This window comes from Alienimonas sp. DA493 (assembly GCF_043951915.1).
GTDB lineage: Bacteria > Planctomycetota > Planctomycetia > Planctomycetales > Planctomycetaceae > Alienimonas.
On the sequence record NZ_JBINJD010000031.1, the window covers coordinates 14,686 to 35,153 of the forward strand.

12 protein-coding genes are annotated in these 20,468 nt (G+C 73.0%); 8 read left to right on the top strand and 4 right to left on the bottom strand.

Annotation, left to right across the window (positions count from 1 at the left end):
• Positions 1 to 48: 48 nt before the first annotated feature.
• From ACG2DA_RS07030 to ACG2DA_RS07040, 3 genes are all read left to right on the top strand, one after another.
• Positions 49 to 1,914, top strand: coding sequence for a protein kinase (locus ACG2DA_RS07030; protein WP_395254791.1), 1,866 nt, complete (start codon positions 49 to 51; stop codon positions 1,912 to 1,914).
• A 104-nt stretch (positions 1,915 to 2,018) separates the two neighbouring features.
• A complete protein-coding gene (locus ACG2DA_RS07035; RefSeq protein ID WP_395254792.1) occupies positions 2,019 to 3,947 on the top strand; it encodes a protein kinase in 1,929 nt (642 codons plus the stop codon).
• Positions 3,948 to 4,052: 105 nt separating this feature from the next.
• Positions 4,053 to 6,293 carry a BatA domain-containing protein gene (locus tag ACG2DA_RS07040; protein ID WP_395254793.1) on the top strand — a complete coding sequence of 747 codons (2,241 nt, stop codon included), beginning with the start codon at positions 4,053 to 4,055 and terminating at the stop codon, positions 6,291 to 6,293.
• 18 nt (positions 6,294 to 6,311) lie between these two features.
• Here ACG2DA_RS07040 and ACG2DA_RS07045 read toward each other — a convergent pair whose 3' ends face one another.
• Positions 6,312 to 7,775: a hypothetical protein gene (locus tag ACG2DA_RS07045; protein ID WP_395254794.1), complete on the bottom strand. Its 1,464-nt coding sequence runs from the start codon at positions 7,773 to 7,775 to the stop codon at positions 6,312 to 6,314.
• Between the two features lie 424 nt (positions 7,776 to 8,199).
• Here ACG2DA_RS07045 and ilvB point away from each other — a divergent pair, with 424 nt between their 5' ends.
• The 3 genes from ilvB (at position 8,200) to ACG2DA_RS07060 (ending at position 11,717) form a co-directional block, all read left to right on the top strand.
• Positions 8,200 to 10,047 carry a biosynthetic-type acetolactate synthase large subunit gene (gene ilvB, locus ACG2DA_RS07050; protein WP_395254795.1) on the top strand — a complete coding sequence of 616 codons (1,848 nt, stop codon included), beginning with the start codon at positions 8,200 to 8,202 and terminating at the stop codon, positions 10,045 to 10,047.
• Positions 10,048 to 10,134: 87 nt separating this feature from the next.
• Complete coding sequence (locus ACG2DA_RS07055; RefSeq protein WP_395254796.1) at positions 10,135 to 11,154, top strand: Gfo/Idh/MocA family protein; 1,020 nt, start codon at positions 10,135 to 10,137, stop codon at positions 11,152 to 11,154.
• 152 nt (positions 11,155 to 11,306) lie between these two features.
• Positions 11,307 to 11,717 (top strand): hypothetical protein, encoded by a 411-nt coding sequence (locus ACG2DA_RS07060; RefSeq protein WP_395254797.1) that lies wholly within the window; start codon positions 11,307 to 11,309, stop codon positions 11,715 to 11,717.
• Here ACG2DA_RS07060 and ACG2DA_RS07065 read toward each other — a convergent pair.
• Complete coding sequence (locus ACG2DA_RS07065) at positions 11,681 to 13,555, bottom strand: CRTAC1 family protein (protein ID WP_395254798.1); 1,875 nt, start codon at positions 13,553 to 13,555, stop codon at positions 11,681 to 11,683. The genes ACG2DA_RS07060 and ACG2DA_RS07065 overlap by 37 nt on opposite strands.
• Positions 13,556 to 13,633: 78 nt before the next feature.
• Here ACG2DA_RS07065 and ACG2DA_RS07070 point away from each other — a divergent pair, with 78 nt between their 5' ends.
• Positions 13,634 to 17,338, top strand: a complete 3,705-nt coding sequence (locus ACG2DA_RS07070) for an FG-GAP repeat domain-containing protein (protein WP_395254799.1) — start codon at positions 13,634 to 13,636, stop codon at positions 17,336 to 17,338.
• Positions 17,335 to 18,240 carry a hypothetical protein gene (locus ACG2DA_RS07075; protein ID WP_395254800.1) on the top strand — a complete coding sequence of 302 codons (906 nt, stop codon included), beginning with the start codon at positions 17,335 to 17,337 and terminating at the stop codon, positions 18,238 to 18,240. Before ACG2DA_RS07070 ends, ACG2DA_RS07075 begins: the two co-directional genes overlap by 4 nt.
• A 16-nt stretch (positions 18,241 to 18,256) precedes the next feature.
• Here ACG2DA_RS07075 and ACG2DA_RS07080 read toward each other — a convergent pair whose 3' ends face one another.
• Positions 18,257 to 19,552 carry an FtsX-like permease family protein gene (locus ACG2DA_RS07080; protein ID WP_395254802.1) on the bottom strand — a complete coding sequence of 432 codons (1,296 nt, stop codon included), beginning with the start codon at positions 19,550 to 19,552 and terminating at the stop codon, positions 18,257 to 18,259.
• An 80-nt stretch (positions 19,553 to 19,632) separates the two neighbouring features.
• Positions 19,633 to 20,355: an ABC transporter ATP-binding protein gene (locus ACG2DA_RS07085; protein WP_395254803.1), complete on the bottom strand. Its 723-nt coding sequence runs from the start codon at positions 20,353 to 20,355 to the stop codon at positions 19,633 to 19,635.
• Positions 20,356 to 20,468: the final 113 nt, after the last annotated feature.

Here is a 20,468-nt window from a genome sequence, read left to right on the forward strand (position 1 = left end):
CGTGCGCCGTCAGAGAACGTTCCCCCGGACGGCTCGGCCGGGGGCCCGTTGGGGGGCCCGCCCGCCGCGGCGGGGCCGTTCAACGAGGGCCTGCTCGCCTTCGGCCGCTACCGGATCGAGCGGGAACTGGGCCGCGGCGGAATGGGCACGGTCTACCTCGCCCGGGACGTGCGGCTGAACCGGGAGGTTGCCCTGAAGGCGCCCTCCGAGGAGGCCGCGGCGAACCCGCAGTTGGCGCAGCGGTTCCTCACGGAGGCCCGGGCCGCCGCCGCCGTGCGGCACCCGCACCTCTGCCCGGTGTACGACGCCGGCCTGGAGGACGGACGGATGTTCCTCACGATGGCCTATGTGCCGGGCCGCACGCTGCAGGACGCGCTTCAAGGACCGCAGCCGATCGGCGCCGCGGTGCGACTGGTCGGCCGGCTGGCCGACGCGATGGCCCACGCCCACGAGCACGGCGTGATCCACCGGGACCTGAAGCCCGGCAACGTCCTGTTGGACGAGATCGGCGAGCCGGCCGTGACCGACTTCGGCCTCGCCCGCCTCGTCTCCGGCGATGACGGCGGCAGCCGCATTACGAAAACCGGCAGCACACTGGGGACCCCGGCCTACATGAGCCCGGAGCAGATCGTCGGCGATCAGGACGCGATCGGTCCGCAGACGGACATCTATGCGCTCGGGGTGATCCTCTACGGCCTGCTGAGCGGGCGCCCCCCCTTCGAGGGCACGCCCTCCGCGGTGATCGCGAAGGCCTACAGCGAAGACCCCCGCCCCCCCGGCGCGGTGCGGGCCGAGGAGAACCCGGATCTGCCCCCCGTTCCCGAGGCGTTGGAGGCCGTCTGGCGCCGCATGGTGGCCCGGGATCGGTCGGTCCGCTTCCAAAGTATGCGCGAGGTGCAGGCCGCCCTGGCCGGCTTCGCCGAGACCGGCGGGATTGAAACGCGGGTCGGGGGGCGTCCGCCGGAGGACCTTCCCCCCGCTCCGCGCGACGAGCCGGAGCCGGCCGCCTCCGCGCTGCGGGGGCGGAGCGCCGCCGGCGGGCGGTCCCGGGGGCGCCGCCTGTTCTGGGGGTCGGCGGCGGTCGCGGCGCTGGCGCTGGCGGGGGCCGCGACGGTCTGGCTTCCCGGGCTGGCGGGCGGCGCCCCGGCGCCGGGCGACGACGCAGAGGGCGGCGGGCCCGTCTCCCTCGCCGCCGTGTCGGGCCCCGAAGCCGCCGCTCCCGAAGCAGCCGCCGCAGCCGCCGCAGCCGCCGCAGCCGCTGCCGAGCGGGCGGCGTCGAGCGACGCTCCGACCGGACCGGACGAGGGGTGGATCGACCTGTTCGACGGCGAGAGCCTCGACGGCTGGATCGGCGAGGAGGCGGTCTGGGCGGTGGAGGACGGCGTCCTGACGGGCCGTCCGGGCCAGGAGGGCGGGGACCGCGAAAGCTTTCTGCGGCACGAGGGGCTGTTCGGGAGCGCTTTGATCCGCGTGGTGCACCAATCCGAGGCCTGGTACTTCGCCGGCGTCCTCTGTCGGTCGAGGCCCGAGGACGGGGACCGCGGCGTCATGGCCCACACCTTCAACGGTTACCGCACCAGCATGGCCGGGAAGCTCCGGCGGATGGACGGCCGCCCCGGCCCCTCCTCCACCTCCGCGGCGAACGCGATCCGCGCCTACGAGGCCATGGCCGACAACGGCGAGCCGGAGGGGTGGGACGTGCTGGAGATTCGCGCGGTCGGCGACGACGTCTCCTCCTTCCGCAACGGCGTGCCGATCGATCGACAGATCGACCCCACGCTCCCCCGCGTCGGGCACGTCGCGCTGCGCGTCGTCTCGAGGTCCAGCCAACCGACCGCCATGAAAGTGCGGTCGATCCGCCTGCTCCCCCTCGACGAACAGGGCCGGCCGGGCGGGGAGAGAGCCCCCCGATGAGCCCGACGCCCCACGATCCGCCCGGCGGCCCGGGGACTGAACGGGGTCTGCCCGGGGCGGTATGCTTCGGTTCGCGTCGCCTGCCCCGTCGTTCCCGCCGCGTCATGACCCGCCGCCGTCTCGAAGCCGCTGCGCGTCCGGACCGAGCGGCCGGCGCTCTCACCGAACCGGGCGCCCGGGACACGACGGTCGCGAACCCCGGGCCGGTCGCCGGCCCGCCGGGGGACGCCCGGGAAACCATTCCGCTGGAACGGGACGCCACGCTCGCCGGCGACGGCGACCGGCCCGCCGGGGCGCCGCGGTCGCTCCCCGCGGCGACCGACTTCTTCCCGCCCCCGCCCGCCGACGATCCCGACCGCCGTCCGCTGGCGTTCGGCCGCTACCGGATTGAACGCCCCCTCGGCCGGGGCGGAATGGGAGCGGTCTTCCTCGCCTGGGATTGCAAGCTGGAACGCCGCGTGGCCCTGAAGGCGCCCGTCGCCGTCGGGACGCGCCAGGCGACGCGATTCCTCCGCGAAGCCCGCGCCGCCGCCGCCCTGGATCACCCCGCGATCTGCCCGATTTACGACGTCGGGGAAGCGGCCGGCCGGCAGTACCTCACGATGCCCCACCTCGCCGGCGGCAGTCTGCGGGACCTGATCGACGGCCCCCGCCCCGTGCGGGAGGCGACCGAGTTGGTCCTCGAACTGGCCGACGCCATGGCCCACGCCCACGACCGCGGCGTGATTCACCGCGATCTGAAGCCGGCGAACGTGATGCGGAACGACCGCGGCCGCCTGCTGATCACGGACTTCGGCCTCGCCTGCCGCGAGGGCGCCGACGCCCGGGTCACCCGGGAGGGCGAGGCGCTCGGCACCCCGGCCTACATGAGCCCGGAGCAGATGCTCGGGGATCAGGAGCACGTCGGCGCCCGGTCGGACGTCTACGCCCTCGGCGTGATGTTCTACGAACTGCTCACCGGCCGCCTGCCCTTCCAAGGCTCCGCCGTCGAGGTGATCAGCCAGACCCTCATCCGCGAACCGCCCCCGCCCCGGGAGCTGCGGCCCGAGCTGCCCCCGGAGCTGGACGCGATCTGGCGCCGCATGACCGCCCGCGACCCCGCGGCACGCTACGGCTCCATGCACGAGGTGCGGGAGGCGTTGGCGACCCACCTCTCGGGCGCCGCGGCGGCCCGAAGGTCCCGTTCCCCCCGCCGCACGCTTGCGGCGGTCGCGGCGGTCGCTCTTCTGGCCGCGGCGGCGTTCGTGCTCCGTCCCCCGGGCGGGCCCACGCCCGCGGAAACGACGAAGCTGCCCCCCGTCTCCCTGCCCGCCCCCGATCCGCCGGAGGAACCGATCCTCGACGCGGTCGACGCGGTCGACGCGGACGGTTGGATTTCCCTGTTCAACGGCCGCGACCTCGCCGACTGGAAGGGGCACCGGGAGAACTTTGCCGTCGTGGACGGCGTGCTCGTCGGCGCGATCCGCCCGGACGACGCCGGCGAAGCCCCCTGGCGGCGGCTGCGGTTCGCCGCGTCGTTCAGCGATCACGAGCTGCGGCTCGTCGCCCGCACGGCCGGGCCGGGACGGAAGAGCCTCAACGTGCGGCGGTCGCCCACGCGCGAGGCCAAGGCGACCGTTCAACTCGACGGCTCCTACGCGCCGCTCGGCTCGATCGAATACTGGCGCCAGTCCGGCGAGCAGATCCGACGCCACGTGGACGAGCCGACGCTCGCCCGCGCCCGCGCCGCCCGATCCGGGAACGGCGAGCCGGCGGGCTGGGACGTGATGACCATCCGCGTCGTCGGGTCGGACGTCGCCGTCCGCGTCAACGGCGTGCCGGTCGCGGAGGCGACGCTTCCCCAACTGACGCCCGCGGGCGGCGTGACGCTGGAATTCGACCGCTCCCCCAACGGGACGAACCGGATCGAGCTCCGCTCCCTCCGCGTCCGCCCCCTCCGCTCCGACGCCGCCTTCGGGAGCGACGCCGCGGCCGGGGGCGCAGACCCGGGCGACGAGAATTCGGCCCCTTCGATCCTGGCGGGGGATGCCTGACGAAACGGTCTGCCCCGAGGCGTTCGCCGTGCGATCCGGGGCGTCCGCCGCGGTGCGCGGGGCGTTATGCTGGCAGGCGTCTCCGCTCATCTCCGCCCCCGCCCCGTGAGTTTCGCCCACCCGGCGTTGTTGTCCCTGTTGGCGCTCGCGGCGGCGCCGGCGGCGATTCATTGGCTCGTCGGGCGGTGGGCGCCGGTGGAGCCGTGGGCGGCGATGCGTTTCCTCACCGCCGTCACCCCGGCCCGACGGCGGTCGGAACTGCGGGACCGGCTCGTGCTGGCGGTCCGCACGCTGGCGTTGGCGCTGGCGGCGCTCGCGGCGGCGGGGCCGCGGGCGGTCGGCTGGGGGAACGGCGCCGTAGGCCCCGCCGCCGACGATCCGCCGGCGTTGCACGTCGTGGTGCTGGACGACTCCCTCTCCACGGCCCGGCCCCGCGGCGACGGAACGGCCTTCGCCGCACTGCGGCGGGCGGCGTTCGCCCTCGCCGAGGCCGCCGCGCCGGCGGACCGGTTCGTCCTGGCGAGAACGGCGCAGGCCGATCCGTTGACCGGGCCGCCGCGGACGCTGGGGCCGGTCGGGGCGGCGGAGTTTCGCCGGAGCGTCGCCGCCGCGGAATCGCGGCCCGCCGCGGGGGACGCCCCCGCCGCCCTCGCCGCCGCCGCGGCGGCGCTGGACGCCCAGGCCGACCGCTTCCCCGCCGCCGACGTCGCCCTCCTGACGGACCGGGCCGCCGCGGACTGGGACGGTCCGGCGGTCGCGGCGGCGGTCGAACGCCTGCGGGCCGCCGGACGGGGGGCGAACCCGGTGCGGTGGCTCGGCCCGTCCGGCGCCGGGCCGCCGGGCCGGGCGATCGTCCTCCTGGCCGCGAGCGCCGGCGACCCGGACCCGCGGCTGGACGCCCGCCCCCGCGTCGGGGCGCCGGCGGAACTGACCGCGACCGTACGCTCCTTCGGCTCGCGGCCGGCGGGGGCGATCGCCTTCTTCGTCAACGAGCAGTTCGTCGGCCGGGCCCCGCTGCCGGCGACCGCGGCGGAGGACCTCGCCCCGGTCGAGACGACGGCGACGCTGCCGGTGAGATTCGAAGCCGCCGGGCCGGCCCGGGTGGAGGCCCGGCTGGAGGGCGAACCGGGGCCGCCGGCGTTGGCGTCGCGGTTCGCCGTGATCCCGGTGCGGGACCGGCTGCGGGTGGCGGTCGCGGCGGACCCGGCCCTGGGCGCCGCGGGGCCGGCGGGCGACCCGGGGTTCTATTTGGAGCAGGCGCTCGCCGCGGACGCGGAGACGTTTGCGGTGGAGCGCATCCCCTTCGACGCCCTGCCGACGCGGGACCTGACGGGGTTCGACGCCGTCGCCCTCGCCGGCGCCCCGCCGCCGGACGCCGCCGCGGCGGTGCGGGCGTTTCTGGCGGGCGGCGGCGGGGCGTTCGTCGCCCTCCGCCCGACCGACGACCCGGCCGACCTGCGGGCGCTGTTCGCCGGCCCGTTGGGCGGCGTGACCGTCGGACAGACCGTCGGGGCGGACGACCCGACCGACGCCGACGCGACCGGATACACGTTCGAGTTCGAACCGAACGCCGGGGACGGGGCGGGCGCCGAACTGGCGGCCCGGCTCAGCGAGGTGAGCGGGGTGCGGGGCGGGCTGATCGTCGGCTTTCGTCGGCTGGAGCGAGAGTCGACGCCGCCGGCGGGGGCGTGGTCGCTGCGGGTTCTCGCCCGGTTCGCCGACGAGAGCGGGAACCTCGTCGCCCCGGCGGTCCTGACGGCGACCGGTCCGGCGGGCGGGCGGGCGGCGGTGTTGGCGACCTCCGCCGATGCCGCCTGGGGCGGGCCGTGGCCGGTCGCGGGGGCGAGCTTCGTCCCGCTGGTCCGCGGCCTGACGGCCTTCGCGGCGCTCCCCCCGGTCCCGGCGGCCGTGACGACGGGCGCCCCGCTGACGGCGGCCTTCCCCGCCGGGCGCTTCGCCCAGGCGGTCCGCGTACAGCGGCCGGACGGGGAGGAACGACTGGCCGCCGTGGTCGACGGCGTCGCCCGCTTCACCCAAACCGGCGAACCGGGGTTCTATCGAATCGGTCCCGAGTCCGAGGAGGCGCCGGGCGCGGCCGACGCCCCCGGCCGCTGGGTCGCGGTGAACGCCCCGCCGGCGGAGGCCGACCCGCGGCCGGCCCTGCTGCCCGAAACGGCCGCCCCGCAAACGAACACGCCGACGGCGATCGCGGAACCGCAATCGCTGTCGGCGTGGATGTGGGCGGCGGCGCTCGCCGCCCTGCTGCTCGAACCGGCCCTCGCCCGGGGTCGCCGGCCGGCCCGGCCGACGACGACCGCAGCGCCCGCCGCCCGACCGACCGGGTGACGGAACCGGCCGTCGGACTTACTCCTCGTCGGCCGCTTCGTCCTCGGAGCCGTCGTCCTCCGCGGCGTCCTCTTCTTCCGCGTCCTCTTTCGCGGCGTCCGCGTCCTCGGCGTCCTCAGCCGGCGTCTCCTCGGCGGCCTTCTCGTCGGCCTGCTCGGCGGCCTGCTCGGCGGCCGGGGGAGCGTCTTCGGCCTCGGCTTGCGGCGGCTCGGGGGTCTCCTCCTCGGCCATCTGCGGCTCGGCCTCGGCGTCCGCCTTTTCCGCAGCGGCCTTCTCGGCGGCGGCCTTGGCTTCGGCTTCCTGCTTGGCCTTTTCGGCGGCCTTCTGCTCCGCCATCGCCTGCTCCTTGGCGGCCTGCTCCGCCTCGGCTTTCCGCTTGGCTTCGTCTTCGGCCTTCTTGCGGGCCTCGGCCTCCTCCTTGGCCTTCTCGGCGGCCTTTTTCTCCGCCATCGCCTTTTGCTTGGCGGCTTCGGCCGCCTTGGCCCGCTCGGCCTCCTCCCTGGCCTTGGCCTCGGCGGCCATCGCGGCGGCCCGGGCCTGCTCGGCCTGCTCGGCCTCGGCCTGCGCCTTGGCGGCGGCGGCCTCCGCGGCCTGCTCCGTTTCGGCCTGCTCCGCTTCGGCCGTGGCGGCGGTCATCGCGGGGGCGGCGACGGCTTCCGGTTTGACGGAGGGTTCGGCGTCGGCGACGGGGGCTTCCTCCTCGGCCGGGGCGCCCGGCTGGGGGTAGGCGACGCGGCTCCACTTGCCGGCGGCGGCGGAGAAGGCCGCGAAGCCCCGCTCCGACCGCACCGTCAGGTACCGGGAGGCGACGGACAGAGCGGCGTCCGCGTCGGCCTCCTCCAGCGGGAGGAAGCCGCCGGTCCCGGCGGCGGCGCTGTAGGCGTACACGCCGCCGTCCACGCGGATCGCGGCGAGGTCGCCGTGGACCACCGGCCGGGAGGACTTGCCGCGTTCGCCCAGTTCGTGGGAGCCCCACTCGCCGGAGTCCCCGCCGTAGGCGTACACGCGGCCGCCGACTTTCAGCATCATCACGCCGGAGCCCACCGTGGGGTTCACGCGGCCGCGTTCCTCCTCCGGCACGTCGACCGGCAGCGGCGTCAGTTCGCCCCGCGACGGGCTATAGCCCCACACTTTGGAGCCGTCCGGGGAGACCAGCGCCGCCGGGCCCTCCGAGGACTCGACAAACGTGCCCGTCGGCGACGCCGGACGGGCCGGGGCGGCGGGGCGAACGGCCGGCGCCGCGGAGCGCACCGGCTGCGCGGCGACCGGGGCGGAACCGATCGGCCCGGACAGCACGCGGACGGAGCCGGGGACGATCCGCTCGGACGTGCCGGGAGTCCGGTACGCGGGGGCGCCGTACGCCGGGGCGCCGTAGGGCCGGGCGTAGGACCGGATCGGGACGCCGGGCGGGCTTGCAAATTGGGCGGCGGCGGGAAGAGCGCCGCCGGCGAGCAACGCGGCGGCGAGGACGGGGCGAAGCATGAGCGTCGAAGCGAGGCGGGGGACGAAGCGGCGTCGGATTGAGGCGTCGGCAGCGGCACTGCCGCGACCAAGATTGCCCATCCTGCCTAGACCCCCATCCTCCCGTCTATCGGGGAACGCCGTAGCCTGAGCCGGGCGGTTGTGGAAAACGCCCCGGAGACCGGGCTGTAAGGCCGCGATCGTGCGGCGTCGGAGGAGCCGTTGCGGACGGTTGGGGGAACCGAAACGGGCCGAACCGGGTCCGGGGGGCGTCGGTCGGGTACAGGAGGTCCCGGCGGGGTGGTACACTGCAGGATCGTCCGACGGTCGCACCGCCCCGGCCTCGCCCCGACGTTCCCCCGCCCGCCGTCTCGCCCGCCGGTTCCCCCCGCGCGCCGCGATCCGTCGGCCGGCGTCCGCGTTTCTCCCCGCCCCGAGTTTTCCCTTGTCCACCGCCGCCCCCGCCGCGCCCCCCGCCTCGCACGCGGCCGGCGTCGCCGTCGAATCCGGCAAGCCCGCCGCCAAGAAGTCCCTCAACGGGGCCGAGATCCTCGTCGCCGGGCTGGTCAAACAGGGCGTCAAGAACATCTTCGCCTACCCCGGCGGGGCGAGCATGCCCCTGCACCAGGCGTTGCTGGCGGCCCAGGACGAACTTCGCACGATCCTGCCCCGGCACGAGCAGGGCGGCGGGTTCGCGGCCCAGGGCGTGGCCCGGGTGACCGGCGAAGTCGGCGTGTGCATGGCGACCAGCGGCCCGGGGGCGACGAACCTCGTCACCGCTCTGGCCGACGCCAAGTTGGACAGCGTGCCGATGGTCGCGATCACCGGGCAGGTGCCGCAGGCCGTGATCGGCAGCGACGCCTTCCAAGAGACTCCCATGGTGGAGATCTCGCGGGCGATCACCAAGCACGCCTACATGCTGACCGACGTGCGGGACGTGGCCCGCGTCGTCAAAGAAGCCTTCCACATCGCCCGCACCGGCCGGCCCGGCCCGGTGCTGATCGACTTCCCGAAGGACGTGCAGCTGGCCGCCCTCGACGCCGAGGAGGTCGATCACGATCCGGCCCTGGACCTGCCCGGCTACAATCCGGTCGTCAACGAGCCGAAACCGGCCCAGGTCAAACAGATCCTCGCCGCGATCAAACGCAGCAAGAAGCCGGTCATTTACGTCGGCGGCGGCTGCGTGACCAGCGGCTCCAGCGAGGCCCTGACCAGCTTCGCCCTGAAGACCGGCATCCCCGTGACCACCACGGTCATGGGCATCGGCAGCTTCCCCGGGGAGCACGAGCAGAACCTGCACATGCTCGGGATGCACGGGACCGTCCCGGCCAACTACGCCGTCAACGAGGCCGACCTGCTGCTCGCCTTCGGCGTGCGGTTCGACGACCGCGTGACCGGCAAGCTGGAGGAGTTCGCCCGCCACGGCAAGATCGTCCACGTCGACATCGACCCGGCGGAGATTCATAAAAATAAAGAGGCCCACATCCCGGTCCACGCGGACCTGGGCAAAACGCTGGACGCCCTCAACGCCGCCTTCGACCCCGCCGACGCCCCGGACGTGGCCGCCTGGCGGGAGCAGATCGCCGAGTGGAAGCGCGAGCACCCGCTGACCTACGCCGAATCCGGCCCCGGCGGCGACACCGAGGCGATCCTCCAGCAGCACGCTATCAAGACGCTCTACGAGCGGACCAAGAAGCTGAACCCCTACGTCGCCGTCGGCGTGGGCCAGCATCAGATGTGGAGCGCCCAGTTCTTCAAGTTCGCCAAGCCGCGGCACTGGCTCAGCAGCTCCGGCCTGGGCACGATGGGCTTCGGCCTGCCCGCCGCGATGGGCGCCGCCGCCGCGCTGCCGGACGAACTCGTCATCGACATCGACGGCGACGGCAGCTTCCTAATGAACGTCCAGGAGTTGGCGACCCTCACCTGCGAGAAGCTGCCGGTCAAAATCCTGCTGCTCAACAACCAGCACCTCGGCATGGTGGTGCAGTGGGAGGACCGCTTCATGGAGGGCCGTCGGGCCCACACCTACCTCGGCCCGATCGACAACCCGGAGTGGTTCGGCAAGGGCACCGGCGACACCCAGGGCGAGACCTATCCCAACTTCGTGCAGATCGCCCGCGGCTTCGGCGTGGAGGCCGCCCAGGTCCGCAAGAAGAGCGAATTGCCCGCCGCCCTCGACAAAATGCTTGAGGCGAAGGGCCCGTACCTGCTGGACGTGATCTGCCCCTACCAGGAGCACGTGCTCCCGATGATCCCCAGCGGCGCCACCGTGAAGCAGATCATCACCGAGTAGTCTTGAATTCGACCGACGCCGTTTCGGCCTCCCCGAGAGCCGGAGCGGCGTCGTCGTTTGCGCCGTTCTCTTTTTCAATTCGAATCGATGTCTGAAACGTCCGCTCAAAAAATCCGCTGGGGCATTCTCGGCGCCGCCCGCATCGCCGTGAATAAAGTGATCCCGGCGACGAAGCGGGCGGCGAACGCGGAGGTCGTCGCGATCGCCAGCCGCCGGCGGGACGCCGCCGAACGGGCCGCCGCCGACCTCGGCATCGCCCGCGTCCACGGCAGCTACGAGGAGCTCTTGGCGGACGAGAACGTCGACGCGGTCTATATCCCCCTGCCGAACGACGCTCACGTGCCTTGGTCGCTCAAGGCGCTGGAGGCCGGCAAGCACGTGCTCTGCGAGAAACCGCTGGCGTTGTCGGCGGACGAGGCCCAAACCCTCGTCGACGCCGCCGCGGCGTATCCGGAATTGAAGGTGATGGAAGCCTTCATGTACCGCCTCCACCCCCAGTGGGTGCGATTCAAGGAGCTGATCGACGGCGGGGCGATCGGCGAATTGAAGTCGATCCAGTCGTTCTTCAGTTATTACAACCGGAACGCCGACGATATCCGCAACGACCCGGCCAAGGGCGGCGGGGCGTTGATGGACATCGGCTGCTACCAGATTTCCCTCTCCCGCTGGCTGTTCGGGGCGGAGCCGGACCGCGTGCTCGGCCGCATCGAATCCGACCCCGACTATAAGACCGACCGCCGCGCCGACGGCGTCCTGGACTTCGGCCGCGGCACCTCGAGCTTCACCTGTTCGACGCAACTCGTGCCGTACCAGCGGGTCAACGCCTTCGGCACGGAGGGCCGGGTCGAACTCGAGATCCCCTTCAACGCCCCGCCGGACTGCCCCTGCATCCTGCATCTCCAATCCGGCCAGGGCGGCGAGTACGGAGAGCCGACCCGGGAGGACCTGCCCGTCGCCGATCAATACACCCTCCAGGCGGAGGCCTTCGGCCGGGCAATTTTAGAGGACGCGCCCGTCCCCACCCCGCTGACGGACGCCGTCGCCAACCTGCGGGTGATCGAAGCCCTGCGGACCAGCGACGAGACCGGGGCCTGGGCGACACCGTAGCGGCAATAGAGGGCGAATTGACCGCTTGGAGGGTTCGCTGCTAAGGCGGACCGATGTTCGCCCTCGCCCTGCTGCTCGTCGTCGATCCGCCGCCTGCCAGTTTTTGATGGGAAGTCCGGGAGACGGTCACCGTCGGGGACGCCGCCCCGACGGTGACGACTGAATCACTGGAGGCCGCCGTCGCCGCCGACGGGACGTTCTCCACCCGCGTCGTCGATGGCGCCCGGACCCGCACCCTCTCGGGGAAGGTTTGGAGGAGGAGAGACCACTGGTTCTTCCAAGTCGGCTACAGCGAAGTCGTCATTGACGGCTGGGTCGCCGCCCCCGGCGGGCGGGAACCGGTCGAGAACGTCACACAACATGACACGTTTCTCTCGATCGACGCCGTCGGTAAGCCGCTCGTTATCGACGGAATCACCACCTCGTCGCAGCCGGCGGACGGCCCGGGGGAGTGTCGCGTCCGTTCATATGCGAGCACGCTGCTCCCCGCCTTCGGGGCGCCGGCGACTCACGAGGCGGCCGTGGTTCACGGGCTCTTTAACACGGTCGATCCCGCCCCCTGAACTAGCAGGAACCGCCCGCCGGCCGTCACGCCGGCGAATCGCTCCGTCGCCCCGCCCGGCCAGCGGACGGTGACTTCTAATGGAGCGCCCGGCAAGGTGGCGCCGAGGCCGAACGTGAGGCGCTTCTCGTCGCCGCTCAGATAGCCGTCGCCGGCGGTGATCCACTGGGTGCGGGGACCGCTCGGCATCCCGTCAGAGGTCGGGGCCGTCACGGTCACGGCGGCGCCGACGGCGTCGCGGTCGCCCGTCGTGCCGACCAGTCGCAGCGAGACCGTTGTGCCGGTGGTCGTATCGTTTTTCAAAAGAACCGCGTGGCCGTTCAATTGCGTGACGACGCACTCCGCGCGGCCGTCGCCGTTCCAGTCCAGGCGGGCCAGACCGCGGCCGAGGGCGGGCGTGTCGAAAAACGTCCCGGCGGCCGCGGAGGGGACCGGGCCGAACCGGCCGTTACCGACGTTCTGCATGAGCGCCGGCCGCATGAACAGCGGAGAGCCGCGGTGCGTGAAGTCATCGATGTGGCCGTTGACGTAAATTAGATCTTCGTCGCCGTCGGCGTCGTGATCGAGGAATGCCGCCCCGAAGCCGAGCGTTTCGTAACCCGGCTCGAACAGCCCCGCCCGGCGGGTGACGTCTTCATAAAGCAGCGACCCGGCGCCGGAGAGGGATTGATACAGCGTGTTCGACTCCCCCTCGAAGTTCGTCACGAACAGATCCGGGCGGCCGTCGGCGTTGAGGTCGGCGGCGGCGAGGCCCATGCCGGCTTCGCTCTCCCCCGCCCCGCTGGTTGCCACGCCGGCGGTCACGGCGACCTCTCGGAACCGCGGAGCCCCGCCGGGGGCGGGGTTCTCGCGGACGTAGAGGTGATTGGGCCGCTGATCGTTGGCGACGTAAATCTCGTTGCCGGGGCGGCCGTCAAGGTCGGAGACCAGCACGCCCAGTCCCGGGCCGACGGCGAGGCCGGCGACATCAGTAACCTCGGCGAAGCGACCGGTCCCGAGATTGAGCCACAGCCGGTCCGCCGCGGCGGGAAAGCCGTTCGGGCTGCACGTCCGCGGCGGGTCGTCGCCGGTTCGGCAGACCTTCGTATAGACGTCCCGGCCGGTGAGGTAATTCGCCTCGTAAATGTCCGGCAGGCCGTCGCCGTTGAGGTCGGCGATCGCGGCGGAGACGGTCCAGTCCGTGCCGTCCGGGTGCGGGGTGAGACCGGCGGAGGTCGTCACGTCGGTGAAGGTCCCGTCGCCCTCGTTCCGCAGCAGACGGTTCGCTCCGACGTGGCAGACGAACAGGTCCGGGAAGCCGTCGCCGTCGTAATCGCCCGCCGCGGCGCCCTGCCCGTAGCCGGTGAGGACCAACCCGGCGGCGTCGGTGACGTCCTCGAACCGCTCGCCGTCCACGTTGCGGAACAGCCGGCCGCGGCGGTCAGCGGGGGCGGCGGGGTTCGGCTCGCTGCTCGGCGGGACGTTTCCGCCGTTCCATTCGCAGCCCTGGGGGAAGAATAGATCGGGCCGGCCGTCGAGGTCGTAGTCGAACGCCACGACCCCGCCGCCGGTCCATTCGAACATCCGCCGCCCGCCGGCGATCCGGCCGTCGGCGTCGGGCGTGCGGCCGTCGAAGCGGGTGAAGCGCAGGCCGGCGGCGTCCGTCGCGTCCGAGAACGCCGGCGGGCCGGGCCGCGTTCTCGCCCCCTCGGGGGTCGGCCGCGGCGATGCGGAGCGGGTCGGCGGGACCGATTCGTCACGCCGCTCCGCCGGTTTCTCGCCGCACCCGAGCGTCGCGCAGGCGGCGCACAGCCCGAGCGTCAGGATCACGGCCGGGCAGCGGGGAAACGACGCCTTCACCGCGTCATCTTTTCGCGACCGCCGCGGATTGAACAGTCGCCGTTGGACAGCCCGGCCCGGCTCCGGCACCGTGCGGCGGTGACCGCCCCGCCCCGCCGCCGACCGTTCTTTCCCGCCCTCGCACTGGGGGGCGCCGGGCTGCTGATCGTCGTCGGGGGCGTCGCGGTCGTCTGGCTGTTCGGCGGGCCGCGAACTCCGGAGCCGGCGGAGGCCGCCCGGCTGGTGCAGGTTCATAACGCCGCGGTCGCCGCCCTGGAGGCCGGCGATCCGGCCGCGGCGGGGGCGTTGCTGGACGAATTGCTCGACGAACCGCTGCCGACGGGGGCGACCGCCGCGGCGGTCCGCAACCGGGCGGTCGGCGCCGTGCTGGCGGTCGATGCGGAATCCGGCAGCGCCGTCCCGCCGGACGACCGGGCGGCTTGGTTCTCCCGGGCGGAGACGGCGGTCGCGGCGCTCAAGGAACAGGCCCCCGGAGCCCCGGCGGGGTTCTATCTGGCGAGCCGACTCGCGGCGGCCGCGGGGAACGACGCCGCCTGGTTCGAGGCCCTGCAGGGAACCGCCGGCCGGGCCGACGGGGGCTGGGGACCGTTTCTGCTCTACGAAGCCTTCGGCGACAGCCGGGACGCCGACCGTAAGGCGGCCGCGATCGCGGCGCTGGGGGACGCGCGGCGGCTGGAACCGGACAACGTCTGGATCCTGCTCAACGCCGTCCGCGTTGCCGCGGAGGCGGAAAGCCCGATCGCCCCGGAGGCGTTCGCCGCCCTCCGACAGCAGGTCGCCCCCTACGCCAACGGCTTCGCCCTGCGGCAGAACGGGGACGTGCTGCCGCTGATCGACGCCGGCCGGACCGCCGCGGAGGCCGGCGATTGGGAGGCCGCCCGCCGCAACGCGACGTTGCTCTTCAACATATTGCGGGCGGAAGAGATCGTGCGGAGCGACCGCCTCGCCGTGCAGCGGCACCCGCTGGACTTTTTGATCGCGGACCTCCCGGCGAGCTTCTACGACGCCGCCGGCCTGTCCCGCACGCCGGACGCCGCGGCGATCCCGGTGCGATACGCCCCCTTCGCCGGTCCGGCCGCGGCGCCGGAGGTGAAGGACGTGCGGGCCGTCACGGCGGCGAACCTCGACCTGCTCGGCCAGGACGAACTGATCGTGCTCACCGCGGACGCCGTGCTCGCGTTCTCCCGAACCGACGGCGGCCCGTGGGCGGAGACGCTGCGGTACGACCTGCCGACCGAGCGCGTCGGCCGGTACGTTGGGCTCCTCGCCGCAGATCTCGACCTCGACAGCGACGCCGCCCCGGCCGCCGCCGCCGGGCGGGACGGCCCGGCGGTCGCCTGTCATACGGCGGACCCGGATCTCGTCCTCTGGGGCCCCGGCGGCGTGCTGGTGTTGGAGAACCGCCTGCCGCCGGACGGCGTCCGCACGCTCGCGCCCGTCGCGGATCAGGCCGTGTTGAATGCGCTTTCGGACGTCGCCCATGTCGCGGCGGCGGACCTCGATCAGGAGGGGGACCTCGATCTGGCCGTGTTAAGCGAGGCGGGGCCGTCGCTCTGGTTCAACCGCGGGAACCTCACGTTCGAGGACCGCACCGGCCGCTCCGACCTCGGCGGCGGGGCCTTCGCGGCGGCGGACGTGCTGGCCGTGGATCTCGACCGCGACGTGGACCTTGATCTGCTCTGGGGCGCGGCCGGCGAGGGGGCGCCGGTCGGGATGTGGGAGAACCTGCGGCACGGGGAGTTTCGGGCCCGCATCGCCCCCGCCGGCGGCCCGCTGGGGTTGGAATTATTGGACGTCGACGGCAACGCCAGTTGGGACCTCGCCGTCGCGGACGGGAAGCGCGTGCGGCTGCATCCCTCCGTCACCCCCGCCCCCGGCCGGGTGACGTGGGGCGAACCGCGGACGATCGCGGAGCTTCCGGCGACCCGCCTCCGGGCGGTCGATCACGACAACGACGGCCGCGTGGACCTGCTCGCCTGGGGGCCGGACGGCGTGTGGCTGCTGAGAAATACGCCCGGCGGCTGGGAGAACGTCTCCGACCGCCTGCCGTCGGCGAAGGGACCGATGGACGAGGCCCTGCCCCGCGATCTGGACGGGGACGGGGACCTCGATCTCGTCGTCCTGACCGGCGGCCGGCTCGCCCTGTGGGAGAACAGCGGCGGGGACACGAACGCCTCCCTGCAAGTCGCCCTGCTGGCGGAGTTCGACAACGACGGCACCGCCCCGAAACGCGTGAACCACGTCGGCCTGGGCAGCCTCTTGGAACTGCGGCGGGGGCCGGTTTATCAACCGGCGGTTGTGCGGGACGCCGTCACCCATTTCGGATTGGGGCCGAAAGGGAACAGACCGAACGACGCCGTGCCGGCCGGGGAGGCGCTGCGGGTGCTCTGGACCAACGGCATCCCGGAGGTCGTCCGCGAGCCGACCGGCGGGCCGCTCTGCCACCCGCAGAAGCTCGGCGGTTCCTGCCCGTACCTGTATACCTGGAACGGGAAGCGGTTCGTCTTCGCCACGGACCTCTGCTGGGCAGCCCCGATCGGGCTGCAGCTCGCCGAGGGGGTGTTCGCCCCCACCCGGGCCTGGGAACACGTCAAAATCGACGGCGCCGCCCTCCAGCCCCGCGACGGCCGTTATGAATTGCGGGTGACCTGCGAGTTGTGGGAGGCGGATTATTTCGACCAAATTGAACTCACCTGCGTCGATCACCCGCCGGGCACGCACGTGTTCACCAACGAGAAGGTCGGCCCGTCGGAGTTGGTCGAGCCGCGGATCTACGCCGCCGAGACGCTCCACGAACCCGCTGCCGCCCGGGTGCGATCCGGCGAGGAACCGGGCACCTGGCGGGACGTGCTGGAAACGATCCGCACCCGGGACGAGGACTACCTGCGTCCGTTTCGGGCGAAGCGAACGCAGGGCTATACGGAGCCGTGGACCTTAGAGCTGGACCTCGCCGGGGCGCCGCGGGTGGGGGCGGTGTTGTTGCTGACCGGCTGGACGTTCCCCACGGACACCGGGCTCAACGTCGCCCTGTCGCAGAACCCGGACCTCGCCGGCCCGCGGCCGCCGACGCTGGCGCTGGAGACGGCCGACGGCTGGGAGACGGTCCTGCCGAACGCCGGGTTCCCGGGGGGGAAGACGAAGACGATCGCCCTGCCCCTGCCGGCGTTTCCGACTGACAGCCGCCGCGTGCGGCTGAGCGGGACGCAGGAACTTTACTGGGACCGGGCCGCCTGGTGCGCGCCGGGGAACGTGGAGGTGCGGACGACGACGGCCGAACTCACCTCCGCGGACCTGCGATATCGCGGCTTCTCCGCGCGGCGTTGGCCGGCAAGCGGACACGGGCCGGATCAATTCGATTATCAAGGCGTCACCCGCACGCCGCTGTGGCCGCCGATGGCGGGGCCGTTCACCCGCTTCGGCGACGTGCGGGAGTTATTGACCGCGGCGGACGACCGGCAGGCGGTGCTTGCCAGCGGGGACGAAATCGCCCTCTCCTTCACGGCCCCGTCGTTGCCGAAGGGTTGGACGCGGGACTTCGTGATCAGCTCGATCGGCTACGACAAAGACGCCAACCTGCACACGGTCCACGGCCAAACGGTCGAACCGCTGCCGCACGCCGCGATGACCCGCTACCCGCCCCCGCCGGACGAAGCGTTCCCCGACACGCCGGAACTGCGGAACTATTTGCAGGAGTATCAAACCCGCCCGGCGGACGCCCGCGGCTTCTGGCGGGCGATGCGGGACGGCGTTTCCGGTCGTGAGCAAGCCGGGGCGAGGCGGTGACGTTCGCCCTCCTCAGCCTCGTGCTGCTCGTTCCGGCGGCGGATGGGGGGGACGTTCGACTGCAATCCCCGCTGGCCTGCGCGGTCGCGGACGACGGAACCGTTTATCTCGCCGACCGCCGATTGCCGGGGGTGTGGCGGGTGACGACGGCCGACAGCGGACCGGTTCGAACGACGGTGTTCAAGACGGGCGGCCGGACCTTCCGCACGGGGTTGAACGCCCCGCGGTGCGTGGCGTTCGCGCCGCCGTCGCGGGCGTTTCCGGGCGGGGCCGTGCTGGTCGGGGACTCGGCGACGCGGACGATTTATCGGCTCGACCCGACCGCCCACGCACCGGCGGCGGAACCGCTGATCTCCGGGGAGGACGTCGGCCGGATCGGCGTGCCGTCGGCCCTCGTCGCGGCGGCGGACGGGACGGTGTTCGCCGCGGACCTGGAATCGCAGCGGGTCTATCGCATCCCGCCCGGGGGACCGGCGACGGCGATCGCCCGGCTCCCCGGCATACGGGGGCTGTGCCTCACGGCGGACGGCGGCCTGCTGGCGGTCACCTCCGAGACGAAGCCCGTCCGCCGCCTCGCCCCCGCCGCGGACGGGTCGTGGACGCACACCGTCGCCGTGAGCGGGCGGCCGTTCCGGTCGCCGCAGGGGGCGGCGCTGGGGCCGGACGGAGCGCTGTACGTTGCGGACAACGCCGCCGGCTGCGTCTGGCGGCTGGCGCCGACGGAGGACGGCGGATTCGCGGCGCCGACGCAGCTCGCCGCCGGGGCGCCGCTGGTCGGGCCGACGGACGTCTGCTTCGACGGAACCGCGGACCCGCCCCGGCTGCTTGTCGTCGATCCGAAGGCGCGGGCGCTGTTCGCCGTCGACCTGGCCGACGGCGTGATCACCACGCTGGTCGACTGAGCCGGCCGCAGTCCGTTCAGTTTAAATACTTCGTCACGTCCGCCGAATAGGCCCGGGAGGCGGGCAGCAGACCGGCGAGGGCGGCGAGGACCGCGAGGCCGGGCAGGAGCCAGAGTTCCTCCCACCGCACCGCCCACGGGTCGATCGTCAGGCCGGGCGGCAGGAAGGGCAGCACGGCGAACGTCAGGGCGTGGCCGAGCAGGAAGCCGAGCAGGCCGCCCAGCAGGGTGACGACGGCCGCCTCCAACAGCACGACGGCGAAGACGGTGGACCGCTGGGCCCCCAGCGCCCGCAGCACGGCGACCTCCGTGAGCCGCTCCGACAGCGTGGTGTAGAGGCTGACGAAGATGCCCACCCCCGCGACGACCACCACCAAGGCGCTGAGGGCCACCAGCACGGCCTGGGCCGGGGCGAGGAAGGTCTGCCGCAGCCGGGCGACCGGGCCGGCGGGGTTCACGGCGGCGGCCTGGAAGCCCTCGTTGACGTCCGCGGCGAACACCGGGACCATCATGTTCGCCTCCCGGTCGCCCTTCACGTTGACGAAGATCGCGGAGACCTCCTTCTGCAAATCGGGCGTGCCGCCGACGCCGGGGACGTTCGCCTCCCGGACGGCCTCTTTGAGTTCCTCGCCCTCCAACTCCGGCAGGCCCCGCAGGGCTCGCCAGCGGTTCACGCCTTCGCTGAGGGGCTTGTCGTGCCCGCTGACGGCGTAGAACCCGTTGAGCTGCACGAAGGCCGTCTGATCGTTCGCCGTGCCGGTCGGCAATAAGACGCCGACGATCTCGAACAATTCATGATGAACGTGGGCGTTGGGATCGTCCGCCCCGCCGTGGACCAGTTTAAAAGTATCGCCCACGTCCCAGTTGTTGGCCCGGGCGACCTCGGAGCCGATGATCGCCTCGAAGCCGCTCTCCCCGCCGAACCCGCGGCTGCCCTCGGTCAGGCGGAAGGGTTCGTCGCGGTTCACCCCCGCCTGAAAGAACCGGCCGATGGTGGCGACGATCGGGAACCCGCCCTTTTGGGTGGTGTCGCCGAAGGCGATCGGGACCGCCTCGGCCACCCGCGGGTCCTCTTTGAGTTGTTGGTAATACGGGTAGGGCAGCGGCTCGATCGGGGCCGGCATGCGGTACAGCGTGGTCAGGACCAGTTGCAGATCGCTGCCCTTCGGACCGAGGATCAGGTCGAAGGGGGTCGCCGGTTTGGAGAGCGCTTTATCGACCACCGCGGAGGTGCTCAGCACCGCGACGACCAGCATCGTGCCCAGCGCGACGGACAGCGCCGTCAGCCCCGTGACCAGGGCGCGGTCTTTCACGCTCTTAAAGGCAATAGCGAAGGGAGACATAACGCAGGGAGGTGTGATGAGGAAGGAGGGAGGGGGCCGGCGGCGGACCTTTAGGAAACGGGCGGGCTCTCCCCCTCATCCCTCCTTCCTCCTCCCCCCTGCCTCGCCACCACCTGATTAATAGACGCCAGCTCCTCCACGCGGTCGAAGCGGGCGGCGGCCTCGCGGTCGTGGGTGACCAGCAGCAGGGCGACGCCGCGTTCGGAGCAGGTTTCGCGGATCAGGTCGAGTACGGCGTCGCGGTGGGCGACGTCCACGTTGGCGGTCGGTTCGTCCGCGAGCATCAGCATCGGCTCGCCGGCCAGCGCCCGGGCCACGGCGACTCGCTGGCGTTCGCCCACCGACAGCTGCGACGGCTTGTTGCCCGCCCGGTGGGAGAGGCCGACCCGCTCCAGCAGCGCCGCGGCGGCGTGCCGGTCGGCGGTCTGGCCGGTGAAGCTCATGCCCAGCAGCACGTTCTCCAGCGCCGTGAAGGCCGAGAGCAGGTGGAACGTCTGGAAGACGTAGCCGATCCGCTGGGCCCGGAAGCGGTCGCGGGAGGCCTCCGGCAGCGCCGTGAGGTTCACCCCGCCGATCTCCACCCGGCCGGAGTCCGGGGCGGTCAGGCCGGCGATCACGTTCAGCAGCGTGGTCTTCCCGCCGCCGCTGGCGCCCAGCAGCACGGCCTGTTCGGCCTTCGCCAACTGGTAGCGGGGCACGTCCAGGATCCGCGTCGGCGGTCCGCCGGCGGGGTCCGGGTAGGACTTCGTCACCTCTTCAACCAACAGCGTCACGGGCGGCGGGGCGGGTCGGCGGAGCGGAGAGAATCGGGGACGGACGGGGGCCGGGACGGTAGCATGAGAGCCGCCCGCCCCGCACCCGCTCCGGCGCATCGCGCCGGCCGGAC

Coding starts and splice junctions, on each gene's coding strand:
- ACG2DA_RS07045 (WP_395254794.1), bottom strand. CDS start 7,775: ATGCTTCGCCCCGTCCTCGCCGCCGCGTTGCTCGCCGGCGGCGCTCTT.
- ACG2DA_RS07035 (WP_395254792.1), top strand. CDS start 2,019: ATGACCCGCCGCCGTCTCGAAGCCGCTGCGCGTCCGGACCGAGCGGCC.
- ACG2DA_RS07055 (WP_395254796.1), top strand. CDS start 10,135: ATGTCTGAAACGTCCGCTCAAAAAATCCGCTGGGGCATTCTCGGCGCC.